At 68.1% G+C, this 9790-nt stretch carries 7 protein-coding genes and 1 pseudogene; 3 read left to right on the top strand and 5 right to left on the bottom strand.

The genetic code is table 11. The features are described from left to right. From rpsI to ACFWF3_RS12370, 4 genes are all read right to left on the bottom strand, one after another. The coding region (rpsI, locus tag ACFWF3_RS12385) for a 30S ribosomal protein S9 (RefSeq protein ID WP_379313747.1) at nt 1–271 on the bottom strand (271 nt) is incomplete at its 3' end. Beyond that, nucleotides 268–711, bottom strand: a complete 444-nt coding sequence (gene rplM, locus ACFWF3_RS12380) for a 50S ribosomal protein L13 (RefSeq protein WP_194825954.1) — start codon at nt 709–711, stop codon at nt 268–270. The genes rplM and rpsI, both read right to left, overlap by 4 nt. Before the next feature lie 176 nt (nt 712–887). Further along, nucleotides 888–2246: a hypothetical protein gene (locus ACFWF3_RS12375; RefSeq protein ID WP_379313746.1), complete on the bottom strand. Its 1359-nt coding sequence runs from the start codon at nt 2244–2246 to the stop codon at nt 888–890. A gap of 70 nt (nt 2247–2316) precedes the next feature. Beyond that, on the bottom strand, nt 2317–4842 hold the full coding sequence (locus tag ACFWF3_RS12370; protein WP_379313748.1) for an ATP-binding cassette domain-containing protein: 2526 nt from the start codon (nt 4840–4842) through the stop codon (nt 2317–2319). Nucleotides 4843–4949: 107 nt separating this feature from the next. Here ACFWF3_RS12370 and ACFWF3_RS12365 point away from each other — a divergent pair, with 107 nt between their 5' ends. Continuing rightward, a complete protein-coding gene (locus ACFWF3_RS12365) occupies nt 4950–6395 on the top strand; it encodes a metallopeptidase (protein ID WP_379313744.1) in 1446 nt (481 codons plus the stop codon). Here ACFWF3_RS12365 and ACFWF3_RS12360 read toward each other — a convergent pair. Continuing rightward, nucleotides 6392–7714 (bottom strand): FHA domain-containing protein, encoded by a 1323-nt coding sequence (locus tag ACFWF3_RS12360; RefSeq protein ID WP_379313742.1) that lies wholly within the window; start codon nt 7712–7714, stop codon nt 6392–6394. The genes ACFWF3_RS12365 and ACFWF3_RS12360 overlap by 4 nt on opposite strands. A 143-nt stretch (nt 7715–7857) precedes the next feature. Here ACFWF3_RS12360 and ACFWF3_RS12355 point away from each other — a divergent pair, with 143 nt between their 5' ends. Further along, complete coding sequence (locus ACFWF3_RS12355; RefSeq protein WP_379313741.1) at nt 7858–9057, top strand: hypothetical protein; 1200 nt, start codon at nt 7858–7860, stop codon at nt 9055–9057. 72 nt (nt 9058–9129) lie between these two features. After that, nucleotides 9130–9790 (top strand): annotated as a pseudogene (locus ACFWF3_RS12350) (hypothetical protein); the annotation flags it as partial.

The following is a 9790-nucleotide window of genomic DNA, read 5'->3' as shown; positions in this document are numbered from 1 at the left end:
GCTGCTGGTGCACCTTGTTCGGGAAGTAGTCCTCGAGGGTGCGACCGTTGAGCTCGAAGTTGCCCGAACCGGGCACCATGCGAACGCGAACGACGGCTTCCTTACGGCGGCCGACGGTCTGCACCGGGCGGTCGAGGCCGAGCGGCTCGAAAGCCAGCTCTTCTTCGACGTACTCGCCTTCGGCGTAGCCTTCGCCGTCTTCGACGATCTCGACGACGACCTCATCGGTGGCGTCGAACTCTTCGGCTGCGAACTCTTCAGGAGCGGTCACTGGGCCACCTGCTTGATCTCGAACGGAACCGGCTGCTGCGCGGCGTGGGGGTGGTTCGGGCCTGCGTAGACCTTCAGCTTGCCCGCGATCGCGTTACCCAGCTTGTTCTTCGGGATCATGCCCTTGACGGCCTTCTCCACGAGACGATCGGGACGGGTCGCCAACACCTCGCCGACAGTGCGCGACTTGAGGCCGCCCGGGTGTCCGCTGTGGTGGTGGATGAGCTTGTCCTGCTTCTTGTTGCCGGAGATGGCAACCTTTTCCGCGTTGATGATGATGACGAAGTCGCCACCATCGACGTGGGGTGCGTAGGTCGGCTTGCCCTTGCCGCGCAGCAGGCCAGCGGCCTGCACGGCGAGACGGCCGAGGACTACGTCAGTGGCGTCGATGACGTACCACTTGCGGGTGACGTCACCCGCCTTGGGGCTGTACGTAGGCACAGTCGTTCCCTGTCTGTCGTCGGTGTTGCCGGCCCTGATGTGTGGATCGAGGCTGTCCTGGCGGCCGGTGGAGACCCAGGACATCGAGGAGACGCCGATCCGCGAACGGTTCGGCGTTCCACACGCCAACGGGCAACGATACCAGCCACGCATCACCGACCCGTAATCGGGCGAGGCTAGATCACGACCGGCGGACCCGGGTCGGTCGCACGCGCGGGACCGGGAATCAGGTAGCGCAAAGTATCGATGCCGGGGGTGACGCAGGCGGAGTCGTCGACCAGCAGGCCACGCGCGGTCTCGATGCCCTCGCGCGGGACCGTGTTCGCGTACGGGGTGAACGCGCAACTCACCGGTTCGGCGGCCGCGGCGACGGCAGGATCCGGCTGGAGCGCGACCAGCGCCAGCGCGCCGACCACGGCCGGTGCGCCGAAGAAGCCCTTCTTCACCTTGCCGAGCAGTTTGCCGCGGCGGTCGTCGTCCTCGGCATCGTCGTGTTCGAGCGCGTGCCGCGGCGCACGAGCGGGTGGACCTGACGGCTGCGGCGGTTGCGCGGCGGGCGGACCGGCGACGAACCCGGCCGGTCCGGGCGGCTGGGCGGCGGGCGGTGCGGTGGGTTGGGCACCCCACCCGACCTGCGCGGCGACTGCCTGACCCGGATGTCCCGAGTCCGGATAGTCGTCCTCCTCGTCGTCGAGATCGGGCTCGGTGACCAGCAGGTGCGCGGCGCCGAGGACCAGCGCGTGCATCGGATGGTCGGCCACGTGCAGGCGCTGGCCCAGGTGGTTCTGGAAGGCGAAGCGCAGCGCGTCGTTGAAGCAGACGTTGCCCGCGAGCAGCACCGTCGAGGTGTCGGCGCCGATCGAGCGGGCCGCGGCCATCGCCTCGATCACCACGTTGTCGGCCGTGCGGGCGTCGCGCAGCGCCTCGGCGCTGACCGAGACCTCCGTCGATTCGGTCGGCTGCTCGTCGTCGCCGTGCACCGCGACCACCAGTAGCGAGCGCCCGTCGGAGTAGATCCCGGTGGCGCCGATGCCGGTGCGATGCCGCTCGCTGGGCGGGGAGACCAGGCCGAGCGCGCGCACATAACCCGAGAGCGCGACGCTTTCGGGCAGCGGTTCCACGACCACGTCGAGCTGTTCGACGAGCGCCGCGTACACCTCGACCTTGTCCTCGGGCCAGCTGTCCGGATACGGCAGCGCGACCAGCTGCGGCTTGCCCTGTAGGTACTTGCCGATCGCGGCCAGCGGGTTGTAGAGCCTGGCCCGGAAGACGAGTTCGGCGGGCCAGGTGGCGCCGGCGATCACGATCTGTGGGTGGCCGAGGATGTCGCGCACATCGGCGATCGCCATCCCCAGGTCCGGGCGCTGCCGGTCGACACCGGCGGTGTGCAACCTGCCCGCGGCATCGGCGAGCAGGTAGGCGGGCGGGGTGTAGGTGCCCTCGACCTGTACCGGGCGGACCGGGGTCGCGCCGCCACCCGCGGCCACGGACACCACGTCCCACCCCAGATGTAGGGCCCCAACTCGAACGGTCACAGGATCAAGTGTGCCCGGTCGGCGACAGACACGCGCAGCTTGCCCACCGAAACGATGCTGACCTGGCGGATCATGCCTGCGACTTCTTCAGTCGTAGTCTGCTCCAGGTGATCAGGGCGAGGATCGAGGTGATCACGATGAGCATCACGATGTCCAGGATCCAGATCCCCGCGCTGTGCCCCCAGAGCGGGTCGTCCTGCGAGCCGAAGACCAGCTCCGTCAGGTCCACCGTCGACGCGCCCGCCGCATAACCCCAGCGTGAGGGGAACAGGTACGAGATCTGCTCGAGGCCGACCCGGTCGGTCACCGGGATCAGGCCACCCGCCATCACCAGCTGCACCATGATCATCACCACGAGCATCGGCATGACCTGCTCGTTGGACTTGGCCAGGCTCGACATCAGCAGGCCGAACACCACGCAGCACACCGCGGTCATCGCGATGTCGAAATACAGCTCGACGCTGCCGCTCGGAATCAGCGAACCGGCGCCCGGCGCCTTCTTCCCGATGAACGTGATACCGATCAGGACCGCCGACTGCAGGAACGCGGTCACGCTGAACACGACGATCTTGGCCATCAGGTATGCCGAGGGCAGCAGGCCGACCGCGCGCTCACGCTGGAAGATCGACCGTTCGCCGACCAGGTCGCGCACGCTGAGCGTGGCGCCCATGAAGCACGCGCCGAGGATGAGCACCACCAGCAACTGCTGGGCCTCACCGCCGCTCTCCCGCCCGAACGAGCCGTCGGGCAGCTGCACCAGCGCGCCCGCCGTGAACCCGTCACTACCCGGCACCACCAGCGACAACGCGCCGAGGATGAAGGGCAGCACCACCAGGAAGATCAGATATCCCCGGTCGGAGAAGATCAACCGCAACTGCCTGCGAGACAACGTGCTGAACTGCCGCATCGCGCTCGATTGCGGCGGCGCGCCCACGTTGCCGCGGTTCGGCTGCGCGGGCGGCGGTGGCGGCACATAGGCCTGCCGGGACCGATACTTCGCGAAGGCCTGATCAGGGTTGGCCGCGACCTCGGCGAAGATCTCCGCCCAGTCGCTGGTCCCCATCGCCGCGCCGACCCCACCCGGATGACCGGCGAACGCCGTCTTACCGCCGGGGGCCAGCAGCACCACCTGGTCGCACATATCCAGGCAGGCCACCGAGTGCGTCACCACGATCACCACGCGACCGGCGTCGGCCAGTTCGCGCAGCATCTGCATGACCTGCCGATCCAGCGCCGGGTCCAGACCCGAGGTCGGCTCGTCGAGGATCAGCAGCGACGGACCGGTGAGCAGCTCCATCGCCACCGACGCGCGCTTGCGCTGGCCACCGGAGAGCCGGTCCACCCGGGTATCGGCGTGCTGGGTGAGCGAGAGCTCTTGCAGCACGCCGTCGATCACCTGCTGCCGGTCGGACTTGGTGGTATCGGGCGGCAGCCGTAGCTCGGCGGCGAAGCCGAGCGCCTGGCGGACCGTGAGCTGACGGTGCAGCACGTCGTCCTGGGGCACCATGCCGATGCGCGAACGCAGCGCCTCGTATTCGGCGTGCAGGTTGCGGCCCTCGAAGGTCACCACACCACCGGAGGGCTGGGTATTGCCCGCGATCAGCTTCGACAGCGTCGACTTGCCCGCGCCCGACGGTCCGATCAGCGCGGTCAACGTGCCACGCCCCGCCGTCATGTTCACATCGACGAGCAGTTGCTTGTTGTTCTCGACGGTGAACCCGACCCCGTGCACCGACAGGCCCTGCTCGGCGACCGGCTTCTGCCGATGCGCCAGCGCCCCCTGGGTGACGACGAAGTCGATGTTGCCGATGGTGACGATGTCGCGCTCGCGCAGCACCGAGCGTTGCTGGCGGTGACCGTTGACGAAGGTGCCGTTGGCCGAGCCGAGGTCCTCGATCACCAGGCCCTCGGGCGAGGCCAGCAGCTTCGCGTGCGCACGCGAAGCCAGCGGATCGTTGACGACGATCTGGTTGTCCGAGGTGCGGCCGATGCTCAGGCCACCGGGCGGAATGCGGTCACCGCGCGCGACCGGTTCGGTCGAGGCGGCCTTGCGGACCGGCGGCAGCATCGACGAATCGGCGCGCCGGGTCATATTGATGTTGTCCTGCGGCTGCGCGGACAGCTGCGAGGTGGGAACGTATTGCGGTTGCTGCTGTTGCGGGCGCGACGGCGGCTGGAAGCCGGGATGCGGCTGCTGCGGACGCGGCTGCTGATAGTGAGGTTGCGGCTGTTGCTGTGGTTGCGAAGGCGGCGCGACCATGGTCGCCGCGTGGCGCGCCCCAGGCGCCGCGGGGACCAGGTGCAGCAGCGGCCCGGTGATCGCGTCACCCAGGCGTACCTGGGTGGGTCGATCGATCGAGACGGGCTGGTTGAGCCTGCGTGCGTCGACGAAGACGCCGTTGGTACTGCCGTTGTCGGCGAGCACCCACGCGCCGTTGCTGAATCGAAGAGTGGCGTGCACACGAGAGACCAGCGGACTGTCCACGAACAGGGTGACCTCGGGCGCGCGGCCCATGGTGATCTGCTGACTCGCTTCGAAGACTCGTTCGGTTCCATCATGGCGCACGGTGATGGTCTGCGCCCCCGGTGAAGACATGGAGCGGATACTATGCCATCGCCCGGACATCGGCGGTGCCCCCGAGACGGCTTTGTGCCCGATCCGGCGATCGACCTGCACGTGTATCCGGCCGACCAGGGGGACGTATGCCGAAAGCCCAAGTGTTCGTTGCGATCTCTGTCGTGCTATGCGCGCTGATGGGTGTCGGGTGCACGCGGGCGATCGATGGGCACGGGGTCTCGATCTACGACGATCCGTTCCAGGTGGCGGGATTGCCGACCACCGGTGGGCCGAACGGTCCGCGCACCGGGGTTCCCGATTCGCCCCTCACCGCGTCCAACGGCGACGGCGGCGAGGTGGACCAGCTGGCGCTCAACGCGATCGACGACATCCAGTCCTACTGGCAGGCGGGCTTCGGTACCGAGTTCCCCGGCGAGACCTTCGACCCGGTCGAGAAGCTGATCTCCTGGAAGGCCAGGGCGGCCCGCAGCCAGGCGGTCGAATTCTGCAAGGAGACCACCTACCACCTGGTCAATGCCGCCTACTGCCGCAGCGACAACTCGATCGGCTGGGACCGCGAGATGCTGCTGCCCACCATGAGCGAGACCTTCGGCACGATGTCGGTAGTGATGGTGCTGGCCCACGAATACGGCCACGCCATCCAGAGCATGGCCAAGATGGTCACCAAGAAGACGCCGGTCCTGGTGAAGGAGCAGCAGGCCGACTGCTTCGCGGGCGCGTTCATGCGCCATGTCGCGGAAGGCAAGTCGAAGCACTTCACGATCAACACCTCCGACGGCCTGAATTCCGTTCTGGCCGCGACTGTTTCGATTCGCGACTCCGATCCCGACGACCCGGAGAGCGTGCACGGTTCGGCCTTCGAGCGCGTCACCGCGGTCCAGATCGGGTTCACCGACGGGCCGCGCGGCTGCAAGGGCATCGACGAGGACGAGATCGACTCGCGCCGCGGCTCTCTGCCGCAGAGTTTCTCCGGCGACAGCGGGCGCGGCGAATACCCCGTCTCCAAGGAAAATCTCGTCGAGCTCAGCAAGGCGCTCCAGGCCATCCTGCCGGTGAAGGACGCGCCGACCTACGACTACGCGGGCTCGCGCATCGACTGCAAGGACGGCGCGGTCACCGAACCGGTCACCTACTGCCCCGCCAAGAACACCATCGCCACCGATGTGCCCGGACTGGCCGAACGCGGGGCCAGCGACACCGACGACGACGGCCCGCTGCCGGTGAAGGTCAGCGGCGACTACAACGGCTACGTCGTCTTCATCTCCCGCTACACCCTGGCCGTGCAGCGCAGCCACGGCCAGCAGCTGACCGGCGCGAAGACCGGACTGCGCGCGGCCTGCCTGTCCGGGGTCGTCACCGGCAAACTCGCCCAGCCCGGCCGTCCGGTCGCCCAGGGCGACATCCAGCTGTCGGCGGGCGATCTCGACGAAGCGGTCTCGGGCCTGCTCACCGACGGACTGGCCGCCAGCGACGCCGAGGGCAACACGGTGCCCAGCGGATTCTCCCGCGTCGACGCCTTCCGCGCAGGCGTCCTCAACGGCGAAACCACCTGCCTTTCAAGGTATTCCTAGCCGAACGGGGGTGGTGCGGCCGGTTCGTAGCGCAGCACCCGGTTGCCGATCATCACCTCGGTGCCGGGGACGAGCACCATCGGCTGATTCGGGGTGAGGCGGACCCAGTCGCGGTAGCCGGGGTGCCGGCTGCGGGTGCCGTTGGTGGAACCGCGATCGATGAGTTGCACGTCCCAATTCACCAGGTGCACTTCGGCATGCGCGCGCGACATGCCGCCGGAGGTGTCGTCGATGCGCAGCGGGATGAGTCCGCGCTGGGCGGCGTCGGAGTTCTCCGGGTCACGCCCGATCACCGCGTCGGCGGCCATCAGATAGGTCATGCCGTCGTCGAGCACGAGCATGCCGAGCGGCGGGCGGACCACCTCGGCGAGCGCTTGGGTCTGATCGACCGGCATGCCGCACACCGTGCAGAACGCCGAGCGCGGATCACTGGGATGCGCACGCGCGCACTTGAATCCCATCACCTTCACCGCCAGCACCGTCGACTTGGCGGTGGCTTCGAGCCTGCGCTGCAGGTCGGGGTCGGGTTCGGGCGCGGGATTGGTTCCGGAGAGCCGGGTTTCGGCGTTGTGCGGGTCGGCGACGGGGGTGTCGACCGTGCCGTGCGCGGTGCCGGTGACAGCGTCCAGCATCGAGGTCGCCGGCTGCATCCCCGTCGCGGGCTGCTCGGAGGGTCGTGAATCCGGTTGCGCCGCACGTGGTTCCCGATCGATACGCGCGGTAGGCGGTGGCGGCCTGCGAGTCTGGCCCACCGGTTCCGCGGTTCGCACCCGGCTGCGCACATCGTTGGACCACATCACGGCCCCGCCTGCCTGCGCGATTCCCTCGACCAGCCAACCGATTCCGCGCTCCGGCGGCAGATCCGGGATGCGGCCCTTGGCGTCGTCGACGAACAGCGCGACCGCCTTCGCGGGCTCGGAGGCGACCCGGTCGACGGTGAACGCCGCGTCACTACCGCGGTAGTACTCCGGGCCGTGGTCGTCGGCGAGTACCGCCGTCACCGAACCGTGCAGGAAGATCGCCACGCCACCGTTGTCGGCGGCCGAGAGCACCCCGAAATCGATCGGCACGCCCGGCGAGATCTGCTCGGCGTACTTCATGAGCCACCGCGTCGCCTCGCGCGCCACCACCGAACCCGGCCCCGAAGGCGCCTGCTCGTGCGCGTCACGCACCAACTCCGCCAGCGATTCCAGCGCGATGGCCGCGGTATCGCCGGGCGTGAGCTTGCCCTGCCCGCGATGCGCGACCACGATCACCGCGCCCGCGACCCGTGCGACCGCGTGACTTCCGAGCACCACTTCGACCTGCCGATCCCTCACAGGTATCGGCCTCCACCGGAACTGCACAGCAGGGGGGTCGCCATGTCATCCAGACTATGGCAAGCACCCCGATCAGGTCCCCCTGGGCGGGGTAGGTCCGGTAACTTCATAGGTGTCGCGGGAGGAACATCGAGGGGAACCTGATGATCGATTCGACCAGAATTCGCATCGCGCTCGCCTGGGGTGGGGCTCTGATCGTCCTGTCCGGCTGCGCCGTCAGCGGCACACCCGTCGCCGGTGAGCCCGATGTGCGCGGCCTGGAGACCGGGACCTTCGCCACCGACCGGCACGCCTACACCGACACCGCGGGCGACAGAGGCGCGATCGTCGAGGGTGCGCGGATGTCGGCCGCCGTGGTGCCCGCGGTGCGGATCGATCCATCGCTCTCGCACGGACGCGGCGGCGTGATCGTCCCCGATATCGAACGCGCGCTGGATTTCGTCGCCAACGTCTCCAAACCTGTTCTGGAGAACCGCAAGTTCGTCACCGGCTATGTCGCGCTCGGCGCCGACAAGGCAGATCCCGACGGCCAGACCCGTCCCGGTCCCGACGCGACCGCGCTGACCACGGCGCTGTTCCGCTTCCCCACCGCGGCGGCCGCCACCCTCGCCGCGCGGGAACTCGAGGACGTCGACCTGGCCGTCTCCCCCGACAACCGCAAACTCGCCTCCACCGAATACCCTGACGCCTACCTCCATTGGCGCCCCGGCGTGCCCACCATCGGCGCCTTCCTCGCCCACAAAGAGTTCGTGATCTCGCTGTTCATCCAGCGGCCCCGGGCCGACGCGACCGACCTCACTTCCTGGATCGACAAGAATCTCGCCGCCGAACTCGCCCAGCTCGCGAAGTTCGACCCCACGCCCACCGAGAAGATCTCCGACCTCCCGGTAGACCCCGCCGGACTCCTGGCCCGCGCGGTCGTCGACGACCGCGCCGCCATGCGCCCCGGCCAGTACTCGTTCGCCTCCTATGCTCCTGAGCATCTCGTCAACAAGGCAGCCAACCTCACCACCCGCCAGAACCTGGTCGACGCAACAGGAGTGGAAGCCCACGCGGTGGTCGAGGGCGGCTCCGTCACGCGGGTACGCGACCAGTCCGCCGCGCAATCGCTCATGCAGGGCCTGATCGATTCGGCGGGCCACTACGACCCGATCACCGCCCCCGCCGACGTCCCCACCGCGACCTGCCTGAAACTCAACGACAACGGCAACAAAGAAGACGACTACGTCTACCGCTGCTATGTCGCCTACAAGCGCTATCTGGCCATGGTCAGCGCCGACGGTGAGCCCGAGGTCCGCCAGAAAATCACCGCCCAGTACGCCCTGCTGGCCAACAGCTTGTGAGTTCGCTCGGCCCCACTCCTCGATTGCGGTGACGTAGGATCTCGCCGACGATCGTTTCGGGGAGGAAATGAGTTGCGAGCCACCAAAGTCGTCTGTGTCCTGGCGACCGCACTGTTGACCACTGTCGTCACGGCCTGCGGTGGTCCCGACGAGATCGCCGCCACCGACGCCCCGGTGGACCTCGCCACTCTCGACGTCGGCAACTATCCGACCCAGCCCCGCCAGGTCGGGACGGTCGCGAACCTGGACCAGGGCCGCTTCATCGAGGCCGAACGTCTCGGCGACTTCGTACCGACGCCCGCCGATATCGATCCACGGTTCATCCACACCAATCCGTCGATCGCGTCGGTGTTCCTCGACGCCGAAGCCGCGCTCGGCAAGATCATGGCCGTCGACCGGTTCGCCGAGGTCGCCCCCGATTTCATCGGCGGATTCGTGAGCTCGGCGGAGACGAAGCCCAGCAACATGGGCCTGGACATGGTGAACGCGGTGATGATCTTCCCCGACGCGCAGAAGGCCACCACCGCCGCGGCCGAGCTGGAGAAACTCGATTTCAGCTATGCCCCGAACAACCAGCGCATCGAGATTCCCGGTTATCCCGCGGCGATCGCGCACTGGCAGCCCGATCAGCAGTCGATCGGGTCCTGGTTCGCCACCGGTCATCTGGTGATCTACACCTGGTTCTACGACTACCTGAAGATCTGGCTGGAGAAGGTCGACAAGCAAGCGCTGC

The organism is Nocardia sp. NPDC060220, assembly GCF_042727815.1.
Lineage (GTDB): Bacteria > Actinomycetota > Actinomycetes > Mycobacteriales > Mycobacteriaceae > Nocardia.
Note: the sequence above shows the minus strand (reverse complement) of the source record. Positions and strands in the feature narration are given on the sequence as shown.